Here is a 25,464-nt window from a genome sequence, read left to right as displayed (position 1 = left end):
CATGCCGATATCAAGACGAAATTTCTTGTCTATCTTGCGGGGCTAGACGCAACTTGGCGAATGGTTATGCCTGATTTGCCGCAACAGCTGGAAATTCCTGCAGGTCCGGGACTGCCTAGGCTCCACCTCTTCCTTGTGGGAGGTGGGAGTTCACCCTGCCCTCGCACCATGCTAACCAGAACCCATGGCACAGAAGAAAGCTTTCGAGGTCGATTCATGGCTGGCGCGGCCCGATGCGCGCATCTCCATCGTGCTGCTATACGGCCCTGATCGCGGCCTCGTTGCCGAACGCGCCAAAGCCTTTGCCACCAAGACCGGATTGCCGCTGGACGATCCGTTCTCGGTCGTCCGGCTGGAGGGGTCGGAGGTGGACCGCGACGAAGGCCGGCTGCTCGACGAGGCCCGCACCGTGCCGATGTTTTCCGACCGGCGCCTGCTATGGGTGCGCAATGCCAGCGGCCAGAAGGCGCTTGCCGATGACGTCAAGGCGCTGACAGCCGAGCCGCCGCGCGATGCCATCATCCTGATCGAAGCCGGCGACCTCAAGAAAGGCGTCGGCCTGCGGGCGATCGTGGAGGGTGCCGACAGCGCCATGGCGCTGCCTTGCTATGCCGACGAAGCCAGGGACATCGACGCCGTTATCGACGACGAGTTGCGCAAGGCCGGCATGTCTATGACGCTTGATGCCAGGCAGGCGTTGCGCCGCAACCTCGGCGGCGACCGGCTGGCCTCGCGCGGCGAGATCGAGAAGCTTGTGCTTTACGCCCATGGCCAGAAAGACATCGACGTCGAGGACGTCAAGGCAATGTCCGGCGATGTCTCCGGCGCCTCCTTCGACGATGCGGTCGACGCCTTGCTGGAGGGCAAGATCGGCGATTTCGACACCGCCTTTACCCGTCACTGCCAGTCCGGCGGGCAGCCGTTTCTGGTGCTGTCCTCGGCAATGCGGCAATTCCAGGCGATCCAGGTGATGCGCGGCCAGATGGACGCGGGCAACCGCAATGCCGCATCGGTCGTCGCGGCGGCACGTCCCCCGGTGTTCTTTGCCCGGAAAAAGCTTGTTGAAAAAGCGCTAGAGCGCTGGAACAGCGACGCCCTTGGCCGCGCGCTGACCCGGCTGCAGACCGCCGTCCTGCAAACCCGCCGCCGTCCGGACCTTTCGGTTGCACTGGCGCGACAGGCGCTGCTGGGCATCGCGGTCGAGAGCAGCCGGCTGGCTCAGAGGTAGTGCCTCTCCCTTCTCCCCTGTGGGAGAAGGTGGATCGGCGCGCTAGCGCCGAGACGGATGAGGGGTGTTCCAGCGGAGTGAGGCGTTGGTGTTCCCTGGAACACCCCTCATCCGTCGCCTTCGGCGACACCTTTTCCCACAAGGGGAGAAGGGAAGAGCGAAGCTAATTCGTCGGCTAATTACCGATCCTGCTTCAGGCGGCGGCAGAGTTCATCGAGCTGTTCCAAGGTCCGATAGGAGACGCGCAACACGCCGCCTTTCTCCTTGTGGTCGATCGCCACCATCATGCCGATTGTGTCGGTCATCAGCTTTTCCAGCGCCAGCGTGTTCGTATCCTTCTGCGCTGGCCCCGCCTTCTTCGGCGCCGCAGAAGCACCTGCCGGCATCTGCGCCAGCGCTTCGGCCTGGCGCACCGATAGCCCCTCCTCGACGATCCGCTTGGCCAGTCCGGCCGGATCCTCCGCTGTCACCAGCGTGCGGGCGTGACCAGCCGACAACGAGCCATCGACCAGCATGTCGCGGATCACATCGGGTAGTTTCAGCAGCCGCAGCGTGTTGGCGACATGGCTGCGGCTCTTGCCGATCACCTGGCCAAGATCGGCCTGGGTATAGCCATGGTCGTCGATCAGCTGCTGGTAACCGAGCGCTTCCTCGACCGCATTGAGGTCGGTGCGCTGGACGTTCTCGATGATCGCCAGTTCGAGCGCCGTCCGGTCGTTGACATCGCGGACAATGATCGGAATCTCGGTCAGTCCGGCGCGCTGCGCCGCGCGCCAGCGCCGCTCGCCGGCGATGATCTCGTATCGGCCCGGCTGCGCCGCGGATGGCCGCGCCACCACCGGCTGCACGACACCATGTTCGCGGATCGATTGCGCGAGATCGGTAAGGTCGGCATCGCCGAAATGCCGGCGCGGATTTTTCGGATTCGGCGACAGAAACTCGATCGGCACTTTGCCATCCGCGCTCGCCGCCGGCTTTTCCGGGGCGCTTGGACGGTCGATTTCGCCGATCAGTGCCGCCAGTCCCCGGCCCAGTCTTTTTCTTGAAAGGTCTTCGCTCATCACTAATCCAGATCGTTTCGGTATCGAATCGGCTTTTTCTTTATGCAATATCGCTTATATCAAGCGGCGCGCAATTTGCGTTCGCGGCGGATCACTTCCGACGCCAGTTGCAGATAGGCCTGGCTGCCCGAGCATTTGAGATCATAGAGGATCGCCGGCTTGCCGTAGGAAGGCGCTTCCGACACGCGAACATTGCGCGGAATAATGGTCTCATAGACCTTGTCGCCCATATGGGCCCGCACATCCTGCACCACCTGGTTGGCGAGATTGTTGCGGCCGTCATACATGGTCAGCACGATGCCCTGTATGGTCAGGTCCGGATTGATCGAGCGGCGGACCTGCTCGACAGTCTCCAGCAGCTGGCTCAGGCCTTCGAGCGCGAAGAACTCGCACTGCAGCGGCACCAGCACCGAATCCGCCGCCGCCATCGAGTTGAGCGTCAGAAGATTGAGCGACGGCGGGCAGTCGATCAGCACATAGCCGAAATTGGCGGAGCGTTCGGCAGCACCGCGCAACGCATTGCGCAGCCGCAAGACACGGTCCGGCGCCGAAGCAATTTCCATCTCGATGCCAAGCAGGTCAAGCGTCGACGGCACGATCGACAGGCCTGGCACTGCGGTCGGGATGGCCGCTGCCTCCAGCTCCAGTTCACCTGTCAACACATCATAAGACGACACCGTGCGGTCCTTGCGGTCGATGCCAAGGCCGGTGCTCGCATTGCCTTGTGGGTCGAGATCGACAATCAGCACCTTTTCGCCGATCGCCGCCAAGGCCGTTGCCAGGTTGATGGCGGTCGTGGTCTTGCCGACACCGCCCTTCTGGTTGGCTACGGTGATGATTCGAGGGCCATTCTTCATCATGGGCTTATGCCAGAAATTCATTTTTGGGTCGCCTGGGTGCGGTTCAGACAGGCCGCACATTGGACAATTCGAGGATGACGCCAGCAGCGTCGGTCACGCTCGGATGTTCTACCAGATCGAAGTCCCAGCGGTTAACGCTTTCTTGCACTTCGGCGCGATAATCCCGGCCTTTGTGGAACAGGCCGCGCGCGCCTGATGTCAGCCACGGCACCGCCAGGTCGACCAGCACCGGAAGTGACGCCAAGGCCCTCGCGGTGACGATTTGCGGTGCTGGAACAAGCGCATAACTGTCATCTATGCGGCGCGCGATGACCCGCGCCGGCAGATTGAATTGCCCGACAACCGACTGCAGGAACGACGCCTTTTTGCGATTGCTTTCAACAAGATCGATGCTTGCGCCGTCGCGCTCTACAAGCAGGAAGGCTAGCACAAGGCCGGGAAACCCGCCCCCCGAACCGATATCGACCCAGCGCTGCGCCTTGGTCTCAAGCCGCCAGAGCTGCGCACTGTCCAGGATATGGCGCTGCCAGACATCTCCAGAGGTCGATTGGGCAACGAGGTTGATGCTGCGGTTCCATTTCTGGAAGACCTGCTCAAACGCCACCAGGCGATCAAATGTTTCACGTGAAACCGGGCCTGCTGCCTCTTGCAGGCTCTTCCATGTGGCAGCGCTCACGCGACTGCCCTTTGGCCCGAGGCTTCCGCATTGCGGATATGTGCGACAATGATGGCCAGCGCCGCCGGCGTCATGCCTTCCATACGCTGCGCATCCGCGACGGAGCGAGGCCGTCTCGTCAGCATCTTCTGCTTCAGCTCGTTGGATAGGCCGGGCACATCGGCAAAATCGAGCCTTTCCGGGATCAGGCGGCTCTCTTCATGGCGTATCTGCGCGACATCGGCCTTCTGGCGATCCAGATAGACCGAATATTTCGCTTCCGTTTCGAGCCGCTCGACCGTCTTCGCATCGATCTCGCCGAAGCGCGGCTCGACCCGCGCCAGCCATGCAACATCAACGCCTGGATGCGTGAGCAGTTCATAGGCGGAACGGCGAACACCGTCCCTGTTGATCTCAAGCCCATGGCGCGCCGCTTCATTGGGCGTCATTGTCGTCGACATCGCCAGCTCGCGCGCCTTTTCCAGCCGTTGCATCACGTCCTCAAACCGCGCCATTCGCTGCTGCGAAGCGACCCCAAGGCTTGCGGCCAAAGGCGTCAACCGTTCATCCGCATTGTCAGCTCGTAACGAAAGCCGGAACTCCGCCCGTGACGTGAACATCCGGTAAGGCTCGCTGATGCCCCGGCTCGTCAGGTCATCGACCATGACGCCGATATAGGCTTCTGTGCGACTGAGAACGATTCCCTCACCGCCAGACGCACGCCGGGCGGCATTGAGGCCGGCGAGCAGGCCTTGTGCCGCCGCTTCTTCATAGCCCGTCGTGCCATTGATCTGTCCCGCGAGAAACAACCCGCTGACCCGTTTGGTTTCCAGCGTCTGATGCAATTCACGCGGATCGACGTGGTCATATTCAATCGCGTAGCCGGGCTGCAGCATGGTTGCGCGCTCAAGCCCGGGGATGGTCTTCAGGATGTCCAGCTGGACATCTTCAGGCAACGACGTCGAAATGCCGTTCGGATAAACAGTGTGATCGTCGAGGCCTTCGGGCTCGAGGAAGATCTGATGCCCTTCCCGATCGCCAAACTTGACGATCTTGTCCTCGATCGAGGGGCAATAACGTGGCCCGACGCCTTCGATCGACCCGGAATACATGGCGGAGCGACCAAGATTGGCCCGTACCAGATCGTGCGTAGCCGTGGTCGTCCGGGTGATCCCGCAATGGATCTGCGGCACCTCGATACGGTCGGTCATCAACGAGAACGGCACCGGATCCTCGTCCGCGGCCTGGCTTTCCAGCGACTGCCAGTCGATGGTGCGGCCATCGAGCCGAGGCGGCGTTCCCGTCTTTAGACGTCCGAGCTTGAAGCCAACCCGTGTCATCGTCGCCGACAGGCCGAGGCTTGCCTGCTCATTCATGCGGCCGGCAACGATCTTCTTCTCGCCAATATGGATGAGGCCGCGCAAAAAGGTCCCGGTCGTCAACACCACGGCACCGCACGCCAGCCGCCGGCCATCGGCAAGCATCACCGCCGTCAGCTTCTCCTCAAAGATCTCGAAGTCCACAACCTCCCCCTCGATCACTTCGAGATCGTTCTGCTGCCGAATCGCTGCCTCCATCGCCAGGCGATAGAGTTTCCTGTCCGCCTGCGTGCGCGGCCCGCGCACGGCCGGCCCCTTGCGCCTGTTGAGCAGGCGGAACTGGATTCCGGAGGCGTCAGCGACGCGGCCCATCAGGCCATCCATCGCATCAATCTCTCGAACGAGGTGGCCCTTGCCCAATCCGCCAATCGCGGGATTGCACGACATGACACCGATCGTGTCGAAGCGCAGCGTCACCAGCGCGGTTTTGGCGCCGGCGCGCGCGGCAGCACTGGCCGCCTCGCAACCTGCATGGCCGCCGCCCACCACAACCACATCATAGTGATCGCTCATTTCATGATTCCCGAACTTGAAGATTGGCTCGACACATGTCCCCGCGAGGCCGTGCTGTCAAGAAAACTTACCGCTCCGTTTCACGTGAAACAGCGATGTCCAGGCAATGGGCGGGGTTTCACGTGAGTCACGCCTAGCGCGCCGGCCTTGTAGGGCCTCGATGTTTCACGTGAGTCACTTGCCGACACAGAACTGCCCAAAGATCACATCCAGCAGGTCCTCGACATCCACCGCGCCAACGATCCGCCCCAGCCGGTCGGCAGCCAACCTAAGGTCCTCGGCGCGGAGCTCCTGCCCGCTTGGCTCGCCCGCCACTGCTCGAACCAGGAAACGCCGCGTCTCGTTGAGCAGTTCGACATGGCGAAGGCGCGACGGCAACACATCGCCGACATCGCCGACCTGCTCCGCCGCATGGCGCCCTATCAGGGCCAGAAGTTCGTCTACACCCTGGCCTGTGACCGTGGAAATGATGAGATCAAAGCGATCGGAAAGCTGTCCGGCGCCTGGAAGATCACTCTTGGTGCCAACGCGCACTGTCGGGACATCAAGCGGCAGCGCGGTGATCTCACCTGGCGCAAGCAGGTCCTCAAGCACCAACAGCAGATCGGCGCTGTGCGCCTTCGCCTTTGCCTTCTCGATGCCGATGGCCTCCACCTTGCCTGCCGCCTCGCGCAGCCCGGCGGTGTCGGTCAACCGAACTTTCAGTCCTTCAAGGTCCAGTACAACTTCAAGCAGGTCGCGGGTCGTCCCCGGTTCATCCGTTACAATAGCTGCATCACGCCGCGCCAAGGCGTTGAACAGGCTGGACTTGCCGGCATTGGGCGCACCAAGGATGACGACCTCGAAGCCGTCCCGGATGATTTCGGCGGCTCGAAATCCAGCCACGTGGCGATCGATCTCATCGATCATCGCCCGCACATCAAACCAGACCGTATCCGAAACGGAACCCGGCACATCGTCTTCGTCAGCAAAATCGATCTCGGCCTCGATCATCGCCCGGGCATGGATCAACCGGCGCCGCCAGGCCAGATACAGCGCGCTTTGCGCGCCGCCGGCGTTCTGAACGGCGAAGCGCCGTTGCGCCTCGGTCTCCGCGTTGATCAGATCGGCCAGTGCTTCGGTTTTGACGAGGTCCAATCTGCCATTGAGAAACGCGCGGCGCGTGAATTCACCGGGTTCCGCGTGCCTGACGCCTTCGAAATCAGTGATTGTCTCCAGCATCTTGCCGACAACCGCCCGCCCGCCATGAACCTGGAGTTCCGCGACGTCCTCGCCTGTAAAGCTGTCGGGACCCGGGAAAACGATCACCAGCCCGCTGTCGAGCACAGCTCCATCCGGCGCCCGCAGCGTGCGCAGGCTTGCAACGCGCGGCTTAACCATCGTTCCCGCAATCGTTTCGACTACGAATCGAGTCCGGGGGCCGGAAATACGGATGACGGCAACGCCGGCCGGCAGCCGGCCGCTCGACAACGCAACGATCGTATCCCTTGAAATCATTTGCCCGCTCTACCGAACCACCCTAGCCTCGCAGCCCGATCCACCGGATAGCCCATCGTGACTTTGCCCAAGCAAAACCTGCTCGCCGACGAAGCCAGCCCCTATCTGCAACAGCACAGCGGCAATCCCGTGCACTGGCGGGCGTGGTCCCCGGCTTCCCTGGCCGAGGCCAAGGCGCTGGATCGGCCAATCCTGCTGTCGATCGGCTATGCCGCCTGCCACTGGTGCCACGTCATGGCGCATGAGAGCTTCGAGAACGACGGCGTGGCCGCCGTCATGAACCGTCTGTTCGTCAATATCAAGGTCGACCGCGAAGAGCGCCCCGACATCGACCAGATCTACATGGCCGCCTTGTCCTCCATGGGCGAGCAAGGCGGCTGGCCGCTGACCATGTTCCTGACGCCGGACGGCAAGCCGTTCTGGGGCGGTACTTATTTTCCGCGCGAGCCTCGCTACGGCCGACCGGGATTCATCCAGGTCATGGAAGCGATCGACAAGGCCTGGCGGGAGAAGCGGGCAAGCCTCGATCAGAGCGCTGACGGCCTGACCAGCCATGTTGAAGCGCGCCTTGCCGGCACCCACGCCAAGGCCACGCTCGACCCCGAGACGCTTCGGCAACTCGCTGGCGGTATCGCAGGCATGATCGACAAGGACCTTGGCGGCCTGCGCGGCGCGCCGAAATTCCCCAATGCGCCTTTCATGCAGACCTTGTGGCTGTCCTGGCTGCGCGACGGCAACAGCACCCACCGGGATGACGTTCTCATCAGCCTGGAGCGGATGCTAGCCGGCGGCATCTATGACCATATCGGCGGCGGGCTGAGCCGCTATTCGACAGATGCGCAGTGGCTGGTGCCGCATTTCGAAAAGATGCTCTACGACAATGCCCAGCTGATCCGCATGTGCAACTGGGCCTATGCGGAGACCGGAAATGCATTGTTCCGGATACGAATCGAAGAGACGGCCGACTGGCTGCTACGTGAGATGCACGTTGATGGCGGTGCGTTCGCCGCCAGCCTGGACGCCGACAGCGATGGCGAGGAGGGGCTCTTCTACACCTGGAGCGCGACAGAGGTTCAAGCCGCTCTCGGTGACGAATCACCTATATTTTTCAACCACTTCATGCTTTCGAGCCCACATGGCTGGGAAGGCAATCCCGTTGTCCACCAGACATCGCTGCAGCAGGAGCAAAGCGGAGCGGAGCGCGATCTGCTGATTCCGATCAAGCAGAAGCTGCTGGCCGTCAGGGAGCAGCGCATCAGGCCGGGCCGCGATGGCAAGGCGCTGACCGATTGGAACGGTTTGATGATCGCGGCGCTCGCCGAAGCGGGGCGATCGCTTCAGCGAAGCGACTGGATCGAGGCCGCGGAGCAGGCATTCGCTTATATCGCGGGGTCCAGCGAGGACAACCGGCTGCCGCATTCGATGCTCGGCGACAAGAAGCTGTTTCCTGCGCTCTCGACAGACTACGCGGCCATGAGCAACGCCGCGATCTCGCTGTTCGAGGCAACCGGCAACCCGGCCTATGCCGAGCGCGCCCGCCACTTCATCGCACAGCTCGACCATTGGCACGCGGACGCCGAGAAGACCGGCTACTTCCTGACGGCGTCCGACAGCACCGATGTGCTGATCCGCATCCGTGGCGATGTCGACGAAGCCATCGTTTCGGCATCGGGCCAGGTCATCGAAGCCCTGGTCCGGCTGTCATCGCTGACTGGTGATCTCGATATGCAGCAAAAGGCCTGGACCGTTGCCGAGCACGCCGCCGGCCGCGCGGTGCATCAGGCCTATGGCCAGGCCGGCATCGTCAACGCCTGCGAACTCGCAATCGAGCCGCTGAAGCTGGTCATCGTCGACAGCCCGGTCAATCCAACGCTTGTTCCGGTTGCGAATCGGAATCCGGACCCACGCCGCGTCGATATCGTCGTGCCGATTGGTACGGATGCGAATCGACCAAGGCTACCGGGCGGGGTCCTGCCGGCGACCGACAAGGCCGGGGCCTGGTTTTGTACAGGACAGCTTTGCTTGCCTGTCGTAACCAGTCCGGACGAACTCGAGACCCTGCTGCGACGGCAATAGCCAGAGTTCCTTATTGGAACGGAACCGATTCAATCGCCGCGAAGGGACGACAAGCCGAAAGACAAAGCCCCACTCCGATATCCTCGGAATGGGGCTCTGTAAGGCTTTCGATGATTGGCAGACCACGCTGCCACGAACCGACTCAGGTATTCATCGAATCAAAGAAATCGGCGTTGGTCTTGGTCTGCTTGAGCTTGTCGATCAGGAACTCGATCGCGTCGGTCGTTCCCATCGGCGCCAGGATGCGGCGCAGCACGAAGATCTTCTGCAGGTCCTGCTTGGAAACCAGAAGGTCCTCCTTGCGGGTGCCGGACTTCAAAATGTCCATGGCCGGATAGATGCGCTTGTCAGCCACCTTGCGGTCGAGCTGGATTTCACAATTGCCGGTGCCCTTGAACTCCTCGAAGATGACTTCGTCCATGCGGCTGCCAGTATCGATCAGGGCGGTCGCGATGATGGTCAGCGACCCACCTTCCTCGATGTTACGCGCGGCACCGAAGAAGCGCTTCGGCCGCTGCAGCGCATTGGCATCGACACCGCCGGTCAGCACCTTGCCGGATGATGGCACCACGGTGTTGTAGGCGCGGCCAAGGCGAGTGATCGAATCGAGGAGAATAACGACATCGCGGCCATGTTCGACCAGGCGCTTGGCTTTCTCGATCACCATTTCCGCGACCTGGACGTGACGCACCGCCGGTTCGTCGAAGGTCGAGGCGATCACCTCACCCTTCACGGAGCGCTGCATGTCGGTCACTTCCTCCGGGCGCTCATCTATCAGAAGGACGATCAGATAGCATTCCGGATGGTTGGCCGTGATCGAGTGCGCGATGTTCTGCATGAGAACAGTCTTGCCGGTACGCGGCTGTGCATTGATCAGCGCGCGCTGTCCCTTGCCGATCGGCGCGACCAGATCGATGACACGCGGCGAGATGTCCTTGCTGGTCGGATTTTCGATTTCCATCTTCAGCCGCTTGGTCGGATAGAGCGGAGTCAGATTGTCGAAGTGGATCTTGTGCCGGATCTTTTCGGGATCGTCGAAATTGATCGTATTGACCTTGAGCAGCGCGAAATAGCGCTCGCCCTCTTTGGGGCTGCGAATCGGTCCTTCGACCGTATCGCCGGTCTTCAGCGAAAAGCGCCGGATCTGCGACGGCGAGATGTAGATATCATCGGGACCTGGCAGGTAATTGGCATTGGCGGAGCGCAGGAAGCCAAAACCGTCCTGCAGCACTTCGACCACACCGTCGCCGATGATTTCGATGTCCTGGGCTGCCAGCTTCTTCAGGATCGCGAACATCAGTTCCTGCTTGCGCATGACACTGGCGTTCTCGACCTCGAGCGTTTCGGCATAAGCGATCAGCTCTGGCGGTTTCTTGTTCTTGAACTCTGCGAGTTTCATTTCTTGCATAGACGGACCTTGAGTAGATGGAGTCTGGGGAACAGATGGAATTTGGGTAAGCTCTGGGAAAATATCGGCGGGATGCGACAAATGCCGGGCGCGGCCGAAAGCAATTCAGGGCGGCGCATGACGGGAAGGAAGACCCGTCTTTTATCGTCGGTCGGCTGAAAGAGCAAGCCGCCTTTTACGGGTCATTAAGGGGGCTAGAACGGCTTGACGATGACCAGGATCACGATGGCGATCATCAGCAATGTGGGTATCTCGTTGACGATCCGCCAGTGCCGCGCCGGCTTTTCATTGCGGTCCTCGGCGAATTTGCGCACGGCGCCGGCCAGATAGCCGTGAACGCCCGACAGCAGAAGCACAGCGCCAATCTTGGCATGCAGCCAGCCGCCCTGGAAGCCAAAGCCTTTCCAGGCAAGCCACAGGCCGAACACCCAGGTGACGATCATCGCCGGATTGATGATGCCGCGCAGCAGGCGGCGTTCCATCACCTTGAATGTCTCAGACTGCGCCGAGCCCTTCTCGGCATCGGCATGATAGACCAGCAGCCGCGGCAGATAGAGCATGCCTGCCATCCATGAGATCACGGCCAGCACATGGATAGCCTTTGCCCAGAGGTAGAAACCGTCAGGCGCGGCCAGAAACAGCAGCGCTGTCAGGACAACCAGAACGGCAATGCTCACCATCATGCGCATCATCGCCTGACCGGTGCTGTTGGTATTGTCGGCCATCAGCGTGTCGCGCTCCGCACCAGCTTCACCATCGCTTCGACATGCGCGATCGGCGTCTCCGGGGTGATGCCATGTCCAAGATTGAAGATCAGCGGCCCGTCGCCCAGCGCTTTCAGGATCGCTTCGACGCCATCGGACAGTGCCTTGCCGCCAGCCACGAGGCGCAAAGGATCGAGATTGCCTTGAACCGCACCTTGGCGCTGCAAATCCTTCGCCGCCGCCAGGGGCACCGTCCAGTCGATCCCCAGACCCGTCACCCCGGTCTTCTCTCGATAGCTCTGGTAGCGAGCGCCGGCACCTTTGGGAAAACCGATGATAGGAACGTCGGGATGGACAGTCCGCACCTGCCGAACGATCTCCGCCACCGGTTGCACACAGAACAGTTCGAATGACGCATCGTCGAGCACGCCCGACCAGGAATCGAAAATCTGCACCACGTCGGCACCGGCTTCAATCTGGCGAATGAGGTAGGCAGCGGAGTGGTCAGCCAGCACTTTCAGAAGCCGTTGAAACGCCTCCGGCTCGCGATAGGCAAAAAGCCGTGCCGGCGCCTGGTCGGGCGTTCCGTGGCCGGCAATCATATAGGTCGCCACTGTCCACGGCGCACCGCAAAAGCCGATCAGCGTCGTCTCATCAGGCAGCTTTGCCCGCAGGCGGCGAACGGTCTCGTAGACCGGTTCGAGATTCACGTGAAACGTTTTGCCGTCCAGGGCCGCGATCTCGGGCGCGGAGATCGGTGTCAGCAGCGGCCCTCTTCCTTCCTCGAAACGGACATCGCGGCCAAGCGCATGCGGAACAACAAGGATATCGGAGAACAGGATCGAGGCATCGAAGCCGAAGCGTTCGATCGGCTGCAATGTGACTTCGACGGCAAGGTCGGGATTGTAGCAGAGATCGAGAAACGACCCGGCCTGCCTGCGTGTCTCGCGATACTCGGGCAGATAGCGCCCGGCCTGACGCATCATCCAGAGCGGAGGTGGAAACACCGTCTCGCCCTTCAGGACGTCCAGCATGATCCGGCGTTGGGGCATTGAGCGCTCGCTTCTCCAAGCCTCTCTATAATCAAATATCTTATATCTAAGATTCTTCTGATTCTAAGAGTCTGTTGGTTGTGGTGGTTGTCACCTGTCCCGTTTTGCCCCCAAAAAAACCAGCCAGCATATTGTCGCGCGCATCTTTTTCCAGAATGTAGGACGTTGGGGACAGTTCCGAATCCGTCACTGGAGTCAAAGCGTTACGATTGCCCGGACAAACACCGTCCTGTGGACAGTGCCAGGCCAAAATCGGCCCTCCCCGGATTTGTCCCCAGCCGCCCGACGAAGCCGACAGCGCATCGAATTGTGGACAAACCGCCTTCTGATACAGTCGCTGCCGACCGGCCTGTCTTTCCATCCCGCTTTATCCACATCCGCCCACAGCCCCAGGTGTACCCTGTGAACAAACCCCAGAGCTTCTTCCATCTGCACCTGATCTCCGACGCGACCGGCGAGACGCTGCTTGCGGCGGGGCGCGCGGCTTCGGCGCAATACAAGGACGCCCGCGCCATCGAGCACATCTATCCGCTGATCCGCACTGAAAAGCAGGTCGCCAAAGTGTTCGAGGACATAGAGGAGGAACCGGGCATCATCCTCTATACGGTCGTCGACCAGAAGCTGGCGCGCGGCATCGATGAACGCTGCGCCGCCATGGGCCTGCCTTGCGTGTCCGTGCTGGAACCGGTGCTGACCGTCTTCCAGTCCTATCTCGGCACGCCAGCCGGCCGCCGCGTCGGCGCCCAGCACGTTCTCGACGCCGAGTATTTCCGCCGCATCGATGCACTCAACTTCACCATGGACCATGATGACGGCCAGCTGCCGGCCAACATGGATGACGCCGACATTGTCCTGATCGGCATTTCGCGGACGTCCAAAACCCCGACCAGCATCTATCTCGCCAACCGCGGCATCAAGACGGTCAACATTCCGATCGTGCTCGGCGTGCCGGTGCCGGAAAGCCTGGTCGCGGCGACGAAGCCGCTGGTCGTCGGCCTGATCGCCACCGCCGAGCGCATCTCGCATGTCAGGCAGAACCGTATCCTCGGCAACAGCAGTTCCTACGAAGCGACCGACTATGTCGACCGGGCTTCGATCACAGAGGAGCTCGCCTATGCCCGGCAGATCTGCACGCGGCACGGCTGGCCAATGATCGATGTCAGCCGCCGCTCGATCGAGGAAACGGCGGCGGCCATCGTTGCCCTGCGGGGGAAGACGCGCTAGGTCCAAAACGCTGGTGGGACAGCGGGGCGCGAAGGAATGAGACGGGACTCATGACCGAAAAAATCATCCTGGCTTCAGGCAGCCCGTTTCGCAAGGCGATGCTGGTCAATGCCGGCATGGACGTCGAGGCTGTCCCCGCCGATGTCGACGAGCGCGCACTCGAGGCGCCGCTGCAGGACAGCGGCGTTTCACCAGAGGATGTCGCCCTGGTGCTTGCCGAAGCCAAGGCCAGCGAGGTCAGCGAGCGCAAGCCTGGCGCCCTGGTGCTCGGCTGCGACCAGACGTTGTCGCTCGGCGATGAGGTCTTCCATAAGCCGGCCGACATGGAGGGCGCGCGCCGCCACCTACTGGCGCTGTCGGGAAAGACACATCAGCTCAACAGCGCGGCGGTGCTGGTTCGCGATGGCCAGGTTCTGTGGCGGCATGTCGGCATTGCCAGCATGACCATGCGCAAGCTCGACCCGGCGTTTATCGGCCGCCATCTGGCACGTGTCGGGGCCAAGGCGCTGTCCAGCGTCGGCGCCTATCAGATCGAGGGCGAAGGCATCCAGCTGTTCGAGAAGGTCGAGGGCGACCATTTCACCATTGTCGGCCTGCCGCTGCTGCCGCTGCTGGCCGAGCTTCGCACGCTTGGGGCGATCGATGGCTGAGGCATCGAAAAAGGCCTTTGTCACCGGCCATCCGATCAAGCATTCGCGATCGCCCAAGATCCACGGCCATTGGCTGGCGAGCCATGGCATCGACGGCAGCTATCAGGCGATCGATGTAGCGCCGCGGGATTTTGCTGAATTCCTCAGGACATTGCAGGCCAACGGCTATCTCGGCGGCAATGTCACCATTCCGCACAAGGAAGCGGCCTTCGCATCGGTCGATCGCCGCGACCAGGCGGCCGAAGAGATCGGCGCCGTCAACGCGCTGTGGTTCGAGGATGGCAAGCTCTGGGGCGGCAATACCGACGGCCATGGCTTTGCCGCCAATCTCGATCAATTCGCACCGGGTTGGGCGAGCAATGGTCCAGCGGTCGTGCTCGGCGCCGGTGGCGCGTCCCGCGCGGTCATCCAGGCGCTGAAACAACGCGGCGTGGCCGACATCCGCATCGTCAATCGCACCCTTGCCCGCGCCGAGGAACTGCGCCACCGCTTTGGCTCCGGCATCTCCGCGCACGAGATGTCCGCCACGGATGAATTGCTTGCCGATGCCGGCCTGCTGATCAACACCACGGCGCTCGGCATGCAAGGCAATGAGGGTCTCTCCGCCGATCCGGCGCTGCTGCCGGACCATGCCCTTGTCACCGACATCGTCTACGTGCCGCTCGAAACGCCGCTGCTGGCCGCCGCACGGGCGCGGAAGCTGAAGACGGTCGACGGGCTCGGCATGCTGCTGCACCAGGCCGTGCCCGGCTTCGAGCGGTGGTTCGGCATCCGGCCGCAAGTGACGCCTGACCTGCGCGCGCTCATCGTCGCCGATCTGGTGCCGAAACAATGATCGTGCTCGGCCTCACCGGCTCGATCGGCATGGGCAAGTCGACGACGGCGAAGATGTTCACGGACGCCGGCGTGCCGGTTCACGATTCCGACGAAACGGTGCACCGCCTCTACGCCGGCAAGGCGGTCCCTCTGGTCGAGGCGGCTTTTCCAGGAACCGCGGTGTCAGGCTCGATCGACCGCACACGGCTGGCCACTTACGTGCTCGGTGATGCGGCCGCGCTGAAAAAACTTGAAGCCATCGTCCACCCGCTTGTCCGGGCCGATGCCGATGCCTTCCTGGCGCGCAACCGGGCAGCTGGCGCTCCGCTTGCCGTTCTCGATATCCCGCTTCTGTTCGAAACCGGTGGCCGCGACCGCGTCGACAAGGTTGTCGTCGTCACGGCGCCAGCGGAAGTCCAGCGCGCCCGCGTGCTGGCGCGGCCGGGCATGACCGAGGAGAAATTCGCGTCGATCCTGGCCAAGCAGGTTCCCGATGCCGAAAAGCGCCAAAGGGCCGATTTCATCATCGACACCGGACAAGGGCTTGAAGCCGCGCGCGCCGAGGTCGAGGCGATCATCGCAGCACTTGCCGGGGATAAGGCTGCCCAGCCGCACGGCTAAGCTTGCCGTCCGCGCCGCGCGTCGCCATCTTGTGCGCGGCGTCACCTCCAGCAGACTGATTCGATGCGCGAGATTATCTTCGACACGGAAACCACCGGCCTCGATTCACGCGACGACCGCGTCATCGAGCTTGGCGGCGTCGAGCTGGTCAACCGCTTTCCGACCGGGCGCACCTTCCACAAATACATCAATCCCATGGGCCGTGCGATCCACCCGGACGCGCAGGCCGTGCATGGCATCAGCGCCGCCGACCTCGCGGGCAAGCCGACCTTTCTCGAGATCGCCGACGAGTTCCTGGCCTTCATCGATGGTGCCAAGCTGGTTGCCCACAACGCCAATTTCGACATCGGCTTCCTCAATGTCGAATTCGGCCGGCTCGGCCATCCGGTCATCGATCCCGGTGTGGTCGTCGACACGCTGGCCCTGGCGCGCCGCAAGCATCCGATGGGTCCCAATTCGCTGGATGCGCTCTGCCGGCGCTACGGCATCGACAACACCCGCCGCACCAAGCACGGCGCCTTGCTCGATTCCGAATTGCTGGCCGAGGTCTATATCGAGCTCATCGGCGGCAAGCAGGCGGCACTCGTCCTCGACAGCGCCACGTCGCAGGCGGGCGGAGGCGAAAATGTCCGCCAGATCGAAATCATCGTTGCCGAGCGGCCGTCACCCTTGCCATCGCGCCTGACCGAGGCCGATCGGGCGGCCCATGCCGGAATGGTTGGGACGCTGGGCGAAAAAGCGCTCTGGCTGAAGGTTGCCAGAGGCTGAAACCTAGTCTGGTCTGTCTTTGACAAGACAGACGCCTGTGCATGCAGGCTTTGCCGAAGCGCCTGCGATGCCTATCTCTACCGGACAAACAACACGGACAGCAGGATTTGGCACAACGGTCAGGAAGCGCTGATCTCCCCTTGCATGGCGGGCGCGTGCCGAAATGGCTTGGCGATCGCATGACCAGGCTTGGCACGGTCATGTGCGAGGCGATCATTCTTCACTATGGCCGCGCCGAACTGCTGCGCCGCCTCGCACACCCTTTCTGGTTCCAGTCCTTTGGTGCGGTCATGGGGATGGACTGGCATTCGTCCGGCATCACCACCAGCGTCATCGGTGCCCTGAAGCGCGGCCTGTCGCCCCTCTCGGGGGAACTCGGTATCCATGTCTGCGGCGGCCGCGGCGCGCATTCGCGAAAGACCCCGCACGAACTGGCGGTGATCGGCGAGCGGGTCGGTTTCGATGGATCGGGATTGGCCACTGTCAGCCGGCTGGTCGCCAAGGTCGACAGCGCCGCCGTACAGGACGGCTTCGATCTCTATCTTCATGGCTTCATCGTCACCGACGCCGGTGATTGGGTCGTCGTGCAGCAAGGCATGAATGGCGACAGCAAGGTGGCGCGCCGGTATCACTGGCTGTCCGAAGGGCTGACCAGCTTTGTCGACCAGCCGCATGCCGCGATCGAGGGCGCCAACCAAGGCGAGATCGTCAATCTGACCGACCGGCGCGCCGATGCCTCACGCCACGGTCAGCTCGACCTGCTGCGGGACTTTGGGCCGGATCGTATCCTGAAGGAATTCGCGGTACTGGAACATGGCGTTCCGCCCGCGCCGCTGCAGCCCATGCTGCCGCATCTGGTCATGCCCGCTCACCATGATGTCCGCGAAAGCGACGTCGTCATGAGGCGGCTGCACGGCAACATCGCCGCGGCCGTCGATTGCGGTCCGGCCGATTTTTCCGAACTGCTGCTGGTACCCGGCGTCGGCGCCCGCACCGTGCGCGCGCTGGCGATGGTGGCCGAAGTGGTGCACGGCGCGCCTTGCCGGTTCTCGGATCCCGGCCGGTTCTCGCTGGCGCATGGCGGCAAGGACAGGCATCCCTTCCCCGTGCCGCTGAAAGTCTATGATGAGACGATCGGCGTGCTGAAATCGGCCGTCGGCAAGGCGAGGCTCGGCCGCACGGAAGAAATCGAAGCCTTGCGGCGGCTGGACGACCAGTCACGTCAGGTCGAGCGCTATGTCACCGGTCCCAGCCTCAAGGAAATCGTGGCGGGGGAATTCGAGCAATCGCACCTGCTGGGCGGCCGCAGCGTTTTCGGCTGGGAGCCACCACCGGAAGCGTGATGGCGGCAATGGCGTTCGCCGCTTCGTCTGCCCCTAAAACAAAAACCCGGCGCGAGGCCGGGTTTTTGCGAACCGCGATGCTGAAAAATCAGCTTACCTGGACCTTGGCGGCTGCCTGATCCTCGGCCAGCTTCTGCTGGAACATCTGCGCGAAATCGATCGGGTCGAGCATCAGCGGCGGGAAGCCGCCATTGCGGGTTGCCTCGGCGATGATCTGGCGGGCGAATGGGAACAGCAGGCGCGGGCATTCGATGAACAGCAGCGGCAGCATATGCTCCTGCGGGAAGCCGCTGATCGAAAACACGCCGCCATAGACCAGCTCGACGTTGAACAGCACTTCCTGGTCGAAGGATGCCTTGGCGTTCAGCGTCAGGTTGACGTCGAACTGCTTGTCGGAGAGCGGATTGGCGTTGACGTTGACATTGATGGCAATGCCGGGCGCCTTGTCGCGGCCACGCAAGGAATTCGGCGCGCCGGGGCTTTCGAAGGAAAGGTCCTTCACATACTGCGCCAGCACGTTGAGCGAGGGCTGCGCTGCATTGCCGTTTCCGTTGGCTGCGCCAACCGGGGCGTCATCTTTGCTGGCCATGAGCCTTTGTCCTTTTGCCTGGGCAGCATTGCTGACCGAATTGAAATCGGGCGTTCGCTACCATGACCGGCATGACAAGACAAGGTTTGCCGCCTTTGTGACCCGGAGCCTTTTTGGGTGGAGTTGCTGCGGTTCGCTGCCACGGAGCAGCTCAATCCGGGCCGAAATGCCCTACTCGTCCTTCAGGCGGCGCCAGGGAGAGTTGTGGTCTGGCCCGCGCGCATAATCGTCGCTGCGCGAGTAGTCGCCATCGTCGAGGTCGATGGTCTTGTCGCGTTGCCGGCCGCGGAAGCCGCCGGTGCTGAAATTGGTGGCCAGCACGATACGGCCCTTCAGCCTGCTCCAGGCCAGGTCGCGGACCGGCGGCAGGAACAGCAGGAGGCCGATAATATCGGTGATGAAGCCGGGGATGATGAGCAGGATCGCCGCCAGCACGATCATCACGCCATGCGCCAGTTGGCGGCTTGGGTCGCGCCCGGCATCCATCTCGGCGCGCACCCGCGCCATGACGCCTAAACCCTGGTGCCGCAGCAGCAGCGCGCCGGCGATGCTCGATGCCAGCACCAGACCAACCGTTGCCAGGGCGCCGACCTGACGGCCGACCACGACGAAACCCGCGATTTCCAGAAGGGGAAGCGCGAGGAGAAAGAGAGGAAACAGCGAAATGCGCAAGTCTTGCCGACCTTTCGATCGTTGGCCGTTTTGTCTGTTTTGCCTGCCTGCGGGCAATCGCCGCTGGCACTGAGGCTGTTAGATAGGTATGCCTGCCTTTGATTTGAATGATTGCGCCTTGCGTTCTATATGCTTTGAATGTTGAACGCTATGCGACCGTGGCCTTTGTTGGCCTGGCGGTCCGGCCCGGGGCAAGGATTGATTGGCGGAAGATATGGGATTCTTCGACTTCGGCACCATTTTCTTTCTGATTGCGGCAGTGGTGATCTTTTTCCAGCTGCGCAACGTGCTGGGCCGTCGTACCGGCAATGAAAAGCAGCCTTTCGATCCGTATACGGCTGCCCGTGGCGGCGACAAGGATGCCGCCCAGAAATCCGAGAATGTGGTCTCGCTGCCGCGCAAGCGCCTGCCCGGCGAACCGGCGGGCGACACTTATGCGGCCATCGATGCCTTCGCCAAGCCCGATACCGACCTCAACAAGGGCCTGCGCGCCATCAAGGACAATGACCCGTCCTTCGAGCCCAAGGGTTTTGTCGACGGCGCCAAGATGGCCTACGAGATGATCGTCATGGCCTATGCCGACGGCGACCGCAAAGCGCTGAAGAACCTTTTGTCGCGCGAGGTCTATGACGGCTTTGTCGCGGCTATCGGCGAACGTGAGGCGAAGTCGGAAAAGATCCAGTCTTCCTTCGTCGGCATCGACAAGGCGGATATCGTTTCCGCCGAGATGAAGAACGGCGAGGCGCACGTCACGCTGCGCATCATCAGCGAGCTGATTTCAGCGACCCGCGACAAGGCCGGCACCGTCATCGACGGCGATCCCGAAACCGTCGCCGAGGTCAAGGACGTCTGGACCTTCGCCCGCGACACGCGCTCACGCGATCCGAACTGGAAGCTGGTCGCCACCGAAGAAGAAGACTGACTCTCTTACGGCGGCGGGCTGTCGTGTCGCTATCTCCGGCTTTCAGCGAAAAATCCTTTGACGATCTCCCCGGCTGGGCTGACGACGACCACCTGGCGGCTTTTGCCGCCTTTCGGCGCTCCGCCTTCCACGTCCTGACCAAACCGTATCGCAGCGGCGCGCTCGGCGTCGGCTTCAACGCCTTCGCGGACGCTTACGCCGAGGCGCGCACCGTTTCGCCGGCGAATCGGTCGCAGGCACGCGCCTTCTTCGAGCGCCATTTCATTCCCGCGCTGATAACAGGTGAAAGCGGCGGCGCCGGGCTTGTCACCGGCTTCTATGAGCCGGAGGTCGAGGCCTCGTCGGTGCGGACCGATCGGTTCATAGTGCCGCTCTTGTCACGCCCGGCCGATCTCATCGACATCGACGACGCCAACCGGCCATCCGGCATGGACCCCTATCTGGCTTTTGCCCGCGAAACGCCGGATGGGGCCGTTGAATATTTCGACCGTGGCGCGATCGAGCGCGGTGCGCTCGCCGGCAAGGGGCTGGAAATCGCCTGGCTCGCCGACAAGGTCGACGCCTTCTTCATCCATGTCCAGGGCGCGGCGCGGCTCACCATGACCGGTGGCAGGCTCACCCGTGTCACCTACGCCGCCAAATCCGGCCAGCGCTTCACCGGCCCTGGCCGCATTCTCAGTGAAACAGGTGAAATCCCGCTGGAAAAAGTGACGATGCAGTCGATCCGCGCCTGGTTCAAGGCGCATCCTGATAGCATCGACGAGATCCTGTGGCAGAACCGGTCCTACATCTTCTTCCGCGAAGCCGATGTCGACGATGCGGCGCTTGGCCCGATCGCCGCCGCCAAGGTGCCGCTGACGCCGGGCCGTTCCATGGCTGTCGACCGCCTGCTGCACACGTTTGCTACGCCGTTCTACATCGATGCGCCGTCGCTGCTCGCCTTCGGCGGCCAACCCTTCCGCCGCGTTATGATCGCGCAGGACACCGGCTCGGCCATCACCGGGCAGGCCCGAGGCGACCTCTTCGCCGGTTCCGGCGACGCGGCCGGCGAGATCGCGGGTGTCGTGCGCAACGACGCTGATTTCTATGCACTGATCCCGCGCGCGCTCGTTTCGGGTGCGCGGCCATGACCCGCCGCGCGGACAAGCTGAGCGAGGACGACCGGGTTCTGTGGAACCTGGTGGCGCGCACGGCCAAGCCGCTGAAGGGCAAGACTTCGGTAGATATCCCCGACATCGCGGAGGTCAGGCCGGCGCCGGCGCAGCCAGCCCAGCCCGTTGCCGTTCAGGCGGGCGTGGCAAAGCCGAAGGCGCAACACGTCTCGCACGCATTAGATGAACCGACGCTGGACAAGCTGTCGAAGGGCCGGCTGCCGATCGAAGGCCGTGTCGACTTGCATGGCATGACCCAGGACGAGGCCTATTCGCTGCTGTTCTCGTTCCTGCACCGGGCCCATGCCGGCGGCATCCGCTATGTCCTGGTCATCACTGGCAAGGGCTCATCCTCCGGTGGCGATGGCGTCTTGCGCCGCGCCGTGCCGGCATGGCTGTCGACGCCGGCTTTCCGGCCGCTGGTCTCCAGCCACGACCATGCCGCCCGCAACCATGGCGGCTCGGGCGCGCTCTATATCCGCCTGCGGCGGGTTCGCTCATGAGAAGACGCGGATGACACCGTTCGGCGAGAAATTGCGCGCGCTGCGCAGCGAACGCGGCGTCAAGCAAAAGGACATGGCGTCGGCGATCGGCGTCAGCGCCGCCTATCTGTCGGCGCTGGAGCATGGCCGCCGTGGCGCACCGACCTGGACGCTGATCCAGAAGATCATCGGCTATTTCAACATCATCTGGGATGACGCCGAAGAGCTGGCGCGCTTGGCCGAGACCTCGCATCCGCGCGTGAAACTCGACACGTCGGGCCTGAGCCCCGCCGCGACGGAACTTGCCAATCTCCTGGCGGAAAACATCGAAAGGCTGGATGAAGCGGAGCTTCGCCGTATCACCGCCTCGATCCGCGCGGCACTCGGCCAGCGGCCGTAGGCAGGCATTTGCACCACCTGTTGGCGCCGGCGTTCACTTCACCCGAAGAGCCGCCGGCGCACGGTTGGCAAAAGATCACGGCTTGCCGGCCGGGCCATTGTTCCCGCCGTTGGTGCTCGGGCCGCCTTTGTCGCCATGGTCGCGGCCACCATTTCCGCCGCCCAGGCAGTTCGAGTCGCTGACGTTGCAACAGCGGCCGCTCCACAGGTCGTTGAGTGAGCTGTAGGCGCAGCTTGGGACGGTCTCCTTGGCCAGGGCTGATCCGGCAAAGCCCGATACCGCGACAGCGGCGAGGAGGGTGTTACGAAGGAAAGCAGTCATTTGAAGTCTCCGTTGTTGGGTTTCTGTCGTTTACAGCTGTGTGTCGCCGGACGAACGGAAATGGTTCACGGAGAGATGGAAAATTTTATTGGCAGGCAGCGCCGGAAGCTCAGCCAGCGCCACCGCGTCAACGGCAAGGATCAATTGGCGGCGCTAAACCACGACAGATGGATGAAGCAGACAGAACCTTGGCGTCGCCTGCTTGGAATAGTCCGTGTTTGTTTACTGGACGGAGCCGACCAGAACCTGCTGGCCACCACGGATCGAAACCCAGCGGCCGGTGTTCTCGATCGCCTGCCGCTTGAGGAAGCGGTAGCCGGTGGCCTCCCATGGCTTGACCTTGTCGTTCAGGTTGTCGAGCACATAGTCGCCCTTGTCGGTGCGAACCGTCAGCACCGCATGGCCCTCGCCGTCAGGCTTGCGCACGACGGTGATGAGAAGATCGGCAAGTGATATGCCTGATCGGGAAAGCTGGCGCCGTTTTTCCAGCACGTAATCTTCGCAGTCGCCGAAGCCGTTGTCGGGATAGGTCCAGACCTCGTCCTTGCCATAGTTTTCAAGGTCGCTCATCGGTTTGACGGCGGCATTGATCTTGGCGGTAACGCTGGCCAGCTTGCGCATCAGCCCGTCGGTCATTGTGGCGGGAGCGAGATTGGCTGGGCGGATCGAGCACTCGCCCGGATGCAGCTTGCAGAAATCATAGTGGCCGATCGGTTGCGAGGTCATGCCCCCGGTCACCATCGGGCTCGCAGCCAAAGCCGGACCAACCCAGCTTCCCGCTATTGCAAGCCCGGCTGCCATGCACAAGCGCAGCCGTCGCCCTGTTGGTGAGGAATTCATTGTCCCCGCTCGCCCTTCGTTTGTTAACGAAAGGTTAAGAGCGATTTACAGTCCGTGTCAATTACGACGACGATCAGATTTGCGGCATGGTTACCCGGGGGGAGGAACAGCGGCACTTGTGCAACAGATTCGGCTCGCCGGCTGTCATCAGCCGGTGGATTGGCCGAATTCCGAGGCTTTGACCTATCGCCTGGCGGTGCGGACCAGCTTCGGCTTCACCGCGACGCGGTCCTGGCGGCCATAGCTGGTGATGAAGTCAACGATGCGCGGCACGATTTCAGAGCGGAAGCGTGAGCCGTTGAAGACGCCGTAGTGCCCGACCGCCGGCTGCATGTAGTGCGCGTGCCTGTCGGCGGGGATATTGACGCACAGGTCATGCGCCGCCTTGGTCTGGCCAAGGCCGGAAATATCGTCGTTCTCGCCCTCGACCGTGAACAGGGCGACGTTGCGGATCGACGCCGTATCGATCTTGGTGCCGCGATGCGTCATCTCGCCCTTGGGCAAGGCGTGACGGACAAAGACGGTGTCGACGGTCTGCAGGTAGAATTCCGCGGTCAGGTCCATCACCGCCAGATATTCGTCGTAGAAGTCGCGGTGCTTGTGCGCGTTGTCGCCGTCATGCTTCACAAGGTGCATGAAGAAGTCCTTGTGGGCGGTGATGTGGCGGTCGAGGTTCATGCTCATGAAGCCCGACAGCTGCAGGAAGCCGGGATAGACCTCGCGTCCGAAGCCCGGCGCCGGCCACGGCGCCTGCATGACGACATTGTCGCGGAACCAGTCGATGCCCTTTTCCGCCGCCAGAAGGTTGACCGCGGTCGGGTTGCGGCGCGTGTCGATCGGTCCACCCATCAGGGTCATCGTCGATGGCACGAAAGGATCGCCGCGCGTTTCCATCAGCGCCACCGCGGCAAGCACGGGAACGGAAGGCTGGCACACCGCCATCACATGCGTGTCGGGTCCGAGCGCATGGAACATGTCGATGACGTAGTCGATATAATCGTCGAGATCGAAGCTGCCGTCGGCAAGCGGCACCTGGCGGGCATCGACCCAGTCGGTGACATGCACATCGGCATAGGGCAGCATGGCTTCGACGGTGCCGCGCAGCAGCGTCGCATAGTGGCCGGACATCGGCGCCACGATCAGAAGCTTCGGATCCGGCTTGCGATCGGCCGGCACGGCGCGCTCGAAACGGATCAGGTTGCAGAAAGGCCGCGACCAGACGGTCTTTTCGGTGACCGCGACGCTCTTCCAGTCGACCACGGTCTTGTCGAGGCCGAATTGCGGCTTGCCGTAGCGGCGCGTGGTGCGCTCGAACAGTTCAGCCGTTGCCGCGACCGAGCGGCCCCAGGACGTGTGTGAAAACGGATTGAGCGGATTGGTGTAGAGCAGGCGCACCGCATCGGCATAGATGCGCGCTGGCTGCAAGGCGGCATGGTTCAATTCGTAGAGCTGGTAGAACACTGGGGAACCCCGCTGCAGCCTGCCACCGAAGGGACGACGAGCAGCGCCGAGCCTTGAATGTCTCGCGGCGAAGTTAACAACTAATTGCTGCGATGCAATACGTCACCTCGCGTGACCTATGCTTCTTTCGTTCAAAGCCTTGAAAACCCGCCCCGAACGGCGCAGCCGGCTCAATGTGCGCTGCCGAAGTGTGAACTTTATGTGTCCAGCCGTCGCGCCGACGCCAGACCATGATCCCTGGAACAGCTTTCGGCTCTCGGAAGGATCATGGTCGAGGCAATAGCGCGTCAGACGCGTGCCATGCACACGGCGGTCTGGCCGGAACCGATGAAGCCGAGCTGGCCCGCGGCGCCCTTCGACAGGTCGAGCACGCGGCCCTTGATGAATGGGCCGCGATCGTTGATGCGCACGATGACGCTGCGGCCGTTGTTCTGGTTGGTCACCTTCAACTTGGTGCCGAAGGGCAAGGTGCGGTGGGCGGCGGTCATCGCCGAAGGATTCATGCGCTCGCCCGATGCGGTCTTGGAATGCAGGGCGTACCAGGAAGCCCGGCCACACTGGCCGGCTGCGGCGGTGGCTTGAGAGGCGGATGCGCCGACCATCAGGCCAGCCGCGATCGTTACCGCGACCAGCGCGGTTTGCTTGTCGTTTTTCATATTGAGAAGAATGGCTCCGTTGACAGACCCAAGCCGTTAGGGGCGATTAAGGCAGGAAATGCGGCGGCGAGCCGGCGGTTCCGTGGCAACGGCACACGTTTGGAGTCACTGGGAA

At 62.5% G+C, this 25,464-nt stretch carries 27 protein-coding genes; 12 read left to right on the top strand and 15 right to left on the bottom strand.

Annotated elements, in window-relative coordinates:
- The first annotated feature begins 184 nt into the window (after positions 1-184).
- The gene (holA, locus tag GA829_RS04845; RefSeq protein ID WP_195177421.1) at positions 185-1,228 is read left to right on the top strand and encodes a DNA polymerase III subunit delta; all 1,044 of its coding nucleotides are present in this window, start codon (positions 185-187) and stop codon (positions 1,226-1,228) included.
- A 179-nt stretch (positions 1,229-1,407) separates the two neighbouring features.
- Here holA and GA829_RS04840 read toward each other — a convergent pair whose 3' ends face one another.
- The 5 genes from GA829_RS04840 to mnmE all read right to left on the bottom strand — a co-directional run bounded on the left by GA829_RS04840 (position 1,408) and on the right by mnmE (position 7,193).
- Positions 1,408-2,289 (bottom strand): ParB/RepB/Spo0J family partition protein, encoded by an 882-nt coding sequence (locus GA829_RS04840; protein ID WP_195177420.1) that lies wholly within the window; start codon positions 2,287-2,289, stop codon positions 1,408-1,410.
- 59 nt (positions 2,290-2,348) lie between these two features.
- On the bottom strand, positions 2,349-3,149 hold the full coding sequence (locus GA829_RS04835; RefSeq protein ID WP_195179525.1) for a ParA family protein: 801 nt from the start codon (positions 3,147-3,149) through the stop codon (positions 2,349-2,351).
- 43 nt (positions 3,150-3,192) lie between these two features.
- Complete coding sequence (gene rsmG / locus GA829_RS04830; protein WP_195177419.1) at positions 3,193-3,825, bottom strand: 16S rRNA (guanine(527)-N(7))-methyltransferase RsmG; 633 nt, start codon at positions 3,823-3,825, stop codon at positions 3,193-3,195.
- Positions 3,822-5,696 carry a tRNA uridine-5-carboxymethylaminomethyl(34) synthesis enzyme MnmG gene (mnmG, locus tag GA829_RS04825; RefSeq protein WP_195177418.1) on the bottom strand — a complete coding sequence of 625 codons (1,875 nt, stop codon included), beginning with the start codon at positions 5,694-5,696 and terminating at the stop codon, positions 3,822-3,824. Before mnmG ends, rsmG begins: the two co-directional genes overlap by 4 nt.
- Positions 5,697-5,870: 174 nt before the next feature.
- A complete protein-coding gene (gene mnmE / locus GA829_RS04820) occupies positions 5,871-7,193 on the bottom strand; it encodes a tRNA uridine-5-carboxymethylaminomethyl(34) synthesis GTPase MnmE (protein WP_195177417.1) in 1,323 nt (440 codons plus the stop codon).
- Positions 7,194-7,250: 57 nt separating this feature from the next.
- On the opposite strand from mnmE, the gene GA829_RS04815 reads away from it, so the two are divergent.
- Positions 7,251-9,269: a thioredoxin domain-containing protein gene (locus tag GA829_RS04815; RefSeq protein WP_195177416.1), complete on the top strand. Its 2,019-nt coding sequence runs from the start codon at positions 7,251-7,253 to the stop codon at positions 9,267-9,269.
- Between the two features lie 142 nt (positions 9,270-9,411).
- Here GA829_RS04815 and rho read toward each other — a convergent pair whose 3' ends face one another.
- From rho to GA829_RS04795, 4 genes are all read right to left on the bottom strand, one after another.
- On the bottom strand, positions 9,412-10,677 hold the full coding sequence (rho, locus tag GA829_RS04810; RefSeq protein ID WP_195177415.1) for a transcription termination factor Rho: 1,266 nt from the start codon (positions 10,675-10,677) through the stop codon (positions 9,412-9,414).
- Between the two features lie 194 nt (positions 10,678-10,871).
- Positions 10,872-11,402 carry a protoporphyrinogen oxidase HemJ gene (hemJ, locus tag GA829_RS04805; protein ID WP_195177414.1) on the bottom strand — a complete coding sequence of 177 codons (531 nt, stop codon included), beginning with the start codon at positions 11,400-11,402 and terminating at the stop codon, positions 10,872-10,874.
- Complete coding sequence (gene hemE, locus GA829_RS04800) at positions 11,402-12,433, bottom strand: uroporphyrinogen decarboxylase (RefSeq protein WP_195177413.1); 1,032 nt, start codon at positions 12,431-12,433, stop codon at positions 11,402-11,404. The genes hemJ and hemE overlap by 1 nt, the downstream gene beginning before the upstream one ends.
- A gap of 46 nt (positions 12,434-12,479) precedes the next feature.
- Entirely contained in the window at positions 12,480-12,794 is a 315-nt protein-coding gene (locus GA829_RS04795) for a hypothetical protein (RefSeq protein ID WP_195177412.1), read from the bottom strand.
- On the opposite strand from GA829_RS04795, the gene GA829_RS04790 reads away from it, so the two are divergent.
- The 6 genes from GA829_RS04790 (at position 12,743) to GA829_RS04765 (ending at position 17,855) form a co-directional block, all read left to right on the top strand.
- On the top strand, positions 12,743-13,657 hold the full coding sequence (locus GA829_RS04790) for a pyruvate, water dikinase regulatory protein (protein ID WP_374940384.1): 915 nt from the start codon (positions 12,743-12,745) through the stop codon (positions 13,655-13,657). The two genes, GA829_RS04795 and GA829_RS04790, sit on opposite strands and share 52 nt — an antisense overlap.
- Positions 13,658-13,707: 50 nt before the next feature.
- Positions 13,708-14,307, top strand: a complete 600-nt coding sequence (locus GA829_RS04785) for a Maf-like protein (protein WP_195177410.1) — start codon at positions 13,708-13,710, stop codon at positions 14,305-14,307.
- Positions 14,300-15,142, top strand: a complete 843-nt coding sequence (locus tag GA829_RS04780) for a shikimate dehydrogenase (RefSeq protein ID WP_195177409.1) — start codon at positions 14,300-14,302, stop codon at positions 15,140-15,142. The genes GA829_RS04785 and GA829_RS04780 overlap by 8 nt, the downstream gene beginning before the upstream one ends.
- Positions 15,139-15,744: a dephospho-CoA kinase gene (gene coaE / locus GA829_RS04775; protein WP_195177408.1), complete on the top strand. Its 606-nt coding sequence runs from the start codon at positions 15,139-15,141 to the stop codon at positions 15,742-15,744. The genes GA829_RS04780 and coaE overlap by 4 nt, the downstream gene beginning before the upstream one ends.
- Before the next feature lie 63 nt (positions 15,745-15,807).
- On the top strand, positions 15,808-16,512 hold the full coding sequence (gene dnaQ, locus GA829_RS04770; RefSeq protein WP_195177407.1) for a DNA polymerase III subunit epsilon: 705 nt from the start codon (positions 15,808-15,810) through the stop codon (positions 16,510-16,512).
- A 107-nt stretch (positions 16,513-16,619) separates the two neighbouring features.
- Entirely contained in the window at positions 16,620-17,855 is a 1,236-nt protein-coding gene (locus GA829_RS04765; protein WP_195177406.1) for a DUF763 domain-containing protein, read from the top strand.
- Positions 17,856-17,943: 88 nt separating this feature from the next.
- Here the strand turns inward: GA829_RS04765 and secB are convergent, their stop codons facing one another.
- Both secB and GA829_RS04755 read right to left on the bottom strand, forming a co-directional pair.
- Positions 17,944-18,444: a protein-export chaperone SecB gene (gene secB / locus GA829_RS04760; protein WP_195177405.1), complete on the bottom strand. Its 501-nt coding sequence runs from the start codon at positions 18,442-18,444 to the stop codon at positions 17,944-17,946.
- 171 nt (positions 18,445-18,615) lie between these two features.
- Positions 18,616-19,116: an FxsA family protein gene (locus tag GA829_RS04755; protein ID WP_195177404.1), complete on the bottom strand. Its 501-nt coding sequence runs from the start codon at positions 19,114-19,116 to the stop codon at positions 18,616-18,618.
- 214 nt (positions 19,117-19,330) lie between these two features.
- On the opposite strand from GA829_RS04755, the gene GA829_RS04750 reads away from it, so the two are divergent.
- From GA829_RS04750 to GA829_RS04735, 4 genes are read left to right on the top strand one after another with little or no spacing between them, the layout of a single operon-like run.
- Positions 19,331-20,038, top strand: a complete 708-nt coding sequence (locus GA829_RS04750) for a Tim44/TimA family putative adaptor protein (RefSeq protein WP_195177403.1) — start codon at positions 19,331-19,333, stop codon at positions 20,036-20,038.
- 23 nt (positions 20,039-20,061) lie between these two features.
- Positions 20,062-21,168, top strand: coding sequence for a murein transglycosylase A (gene mltA, locus GA829_RS04745; protein ID WP_195177402.1), 1,107 nt, complete (start codon positions 20,062-20,064; stop codon positions 21,166-21,168).
- The gene (locus GA829_RS04740; protein WP_195177401.1) at positions 21,165-21,692 is read left to right on the top strand and encodes a Smr/MutS family protein; all 528 of its coding nucleotides are present in this window, start codon (positions 21,165-21,167) and stop codon (positions 21,690-21,692) included. Before mltA ends, GA829_RS04740 begins: the two co-directional genes overlap by 4 nt.
- A 10-nt stretch (positions 21,693-21,702) precedes the next feature.
- A complete protein-coding gene (locus GA829_RS04735; RefSeq protein ID WP_195177400.1) occupies positions 21,703-22,071 on the top strand; it encodes a helix-turn-helix domain-containing protein in 369 nt (122 codons plus the stop codon).
- 75 nt (positions 22,072-22,146) lie between these two features.
- On the opposite strand, the gene GA829_RS04730 is transcribed toward GA829_RS04735, so the two are convergent.
- The 4 genes from GA829_RS04730 to GA829_RS04715 form a co-directional block, all read right to left on the bottom strand.
- Positions 22,147-22,392, bottom strand: coding sequence for a hypothetical protein (locus GA829_RS04730; protein ID WP_195177399.1), 246 nt, complete (start codon positions 22,390-22,392; stop codon positions 22,147-22,149).
- Positions 22,393-22,614: 222 nt separating this feature from the next.
- Complete coding sequence (locus GA829_RS04725) at positions 22,615-23,232, bottom strand: transglutaminase-like cysteine peptidase (RefSeq protein WP_195177398.1); 618 nt, start codon at positions 23,230-23,232, stop codon at positions 22,615-22,617.
- A gap of 183 nt (positions 23,233-23,415) precedes the next feature.
- Positions 23,416-24,693, bottom strand: coding sequence for a polyhydroxyalkanoate depolymerase (locus GA829_RS04720; RefSeq protein ID WP_195177397.1), 1,278 nt, complete (start codon positions 24,691-24,693; stop codon positions 23,416-23,418).
- Between the two features lie 287 nt (positions 24,694-24,980).
- On the bottom strand, positions 24,981-25,349 hold the full coding sequence (locus tag GA829_RS04715) for a septal ring lytic transglycosylase RlpA family protein (RefSeq protein ID WP_195177396.1): 369 nt from the start codon (positions 25,347-25,349) through the stop codon (positions 24,981-24,983).
- Positions 25,350-25,464 lie beyond the last annotated feature (115 nt).

This window comes from Mesorhizobium sp. INR15 (assembly GCF_015500075.1).
Classification (GTDB): Bacteria; Pseudomonadota; Alphaproteobacteria; order Rhizobiales; family Rhizobiaceae; genus Mesorhizobium.
This window is presented reverse-complemented; position numbering and strand designations above follow the sequence as displayed.

Bases quoted from the DNA above. Each gene is read 5' to 3' on its own strand.
- GA829_RS04725 (WP_195177398.1), bottom strand. From the start codon at position 23,232: ATGAATTCCTCACCAACAGGGCGACGGCTGCGCTTGTGCATGGCAGCC.
- GA829_RS04780 (WP_195177409.1), top strand. From the start codon at position 14,300: ATGGCTGAGGCATCGAAAAAGGCCTTTGTCACCGGCCATCCGATCAAG.
- dnaQ (WP_195177407.1), top strand. From the start codon at position 15,808: ATGCGCGAGATTATCTTCGACACGGAAACCACCGGCCTCGATTCACGC.
- GA829_RS04795 (WP_195177412.1), bottom strand. From the start codon at position 12,794: ATGGAAAGACAGGCCGGTCGGCAGCGACTGTATCAGAAGGCGGTTTGT.
- GA829_RS04715 (WP_195177396.1), bottom strand. From the start codon at position 25,349: ATGAAAAACGACAAGCAAACCGCGCTGGTCGCGGTAACGATCGCGGCT.
- rho (WP_195177415.1), bottom strand. From the start codon at position 10,677: ATGCAAGAAATGAAACTCGCAGAGTTCAAGAACAAGAAACCGCCAGAG.
- holA (WP_195177421.1), top strand. From the start codon at position 185: ATGGCACAGAAGAAAGCTTTCGAGGTCGATTCATGGCTGGCGCGGCCC.
- mnmE (WP_195177417.1), bottom strand. From the start codon at position 7,193: ATGATTTCAAGGGATACGATCGTTGCGTTGTCGAGCGGCCGGCTGCCG.
- GA829_RS04735 (WP_195177400.1), top strand. From the start codon at position 21,703: ATGACACCGTTCGGCGAGAAATTGCGCGCGCTGCGCAGCGAACGCGGC.
- hemE (WP_195177413.1), bottom strand. From the start codon at position 12,433: ATGCCCCAACGCCGGATCATGCTGGACGTCCTGAAGGGCGAGACGGTG.
- GA829_RS04840 (WP_195177420.1), bottom strand. From the start codon at position 2,289: ATGAGCGAAGACCTTTCAAGAAAAAGACTGGGCCGGGGACTGGCGGCA.
- GA829_RS04750 (WP_195177403.1), top strand. From the start codon at position 19,331: ATGGGATTCTTCGACTTCGGCACCATTTTCTTTCTGATTGCGGCAGTG.
- coaE (WP_195177408.1), top strand. From the start codon at position 15,139: ATGATCGTGCTCGGCCTCACCGGCTCGATCGGCATGGGCAAGTCGACG.
- GA829_RS04730 (WP_195177399.1), bottom strand. From the start codon at position 22,392: ATGACTGCTTTCCTTCGTAACACCCTCCTCGCCGCTGTCGCGGTATCG.
- mnmG (WP_195177418.1), bottom strand. From the start codon at position 5,696: ATGAGCGATCACTATGATGTGGTTGTGGTGGGCGGCGGCCATGCAGGT.
- GA829_RS04835 (WP_195179525.1), bottom strand. From the start codon at position 3,149: ATGATGAAGAATGGCCCTCGAATCATCACCGTAGCCAACCAGAAGGGC.
- GA829_RS04785 (WP_195177410.1), top strand. From the start codon at position 13,708: ATGACCGAAAAAATCATCCTGGCTTCAGGCAGCCCGTTTCGCAAGGCG.
- secB (WP_195177405.1), bottom strand. From the start codon at position 18,444: ATGGCCAGCAAAGATGACGCCCCGGTTGGCGCAGCCAACGGAAACGGC.
- GA829_RS04740 (WP_195177401.1), top strand. From the start codon at position 21,165: ATGACCCGCCGCGCGGACAAGCTGAGCGAGGACGACCGGGTTCTGTGG.
- hemJ (WP_195177414.1), bottom strand. From the start codon at position 11,402: ATGGCCGACAATACCAACAGCACCGGTCAGGCGATGATGCGCATGATG.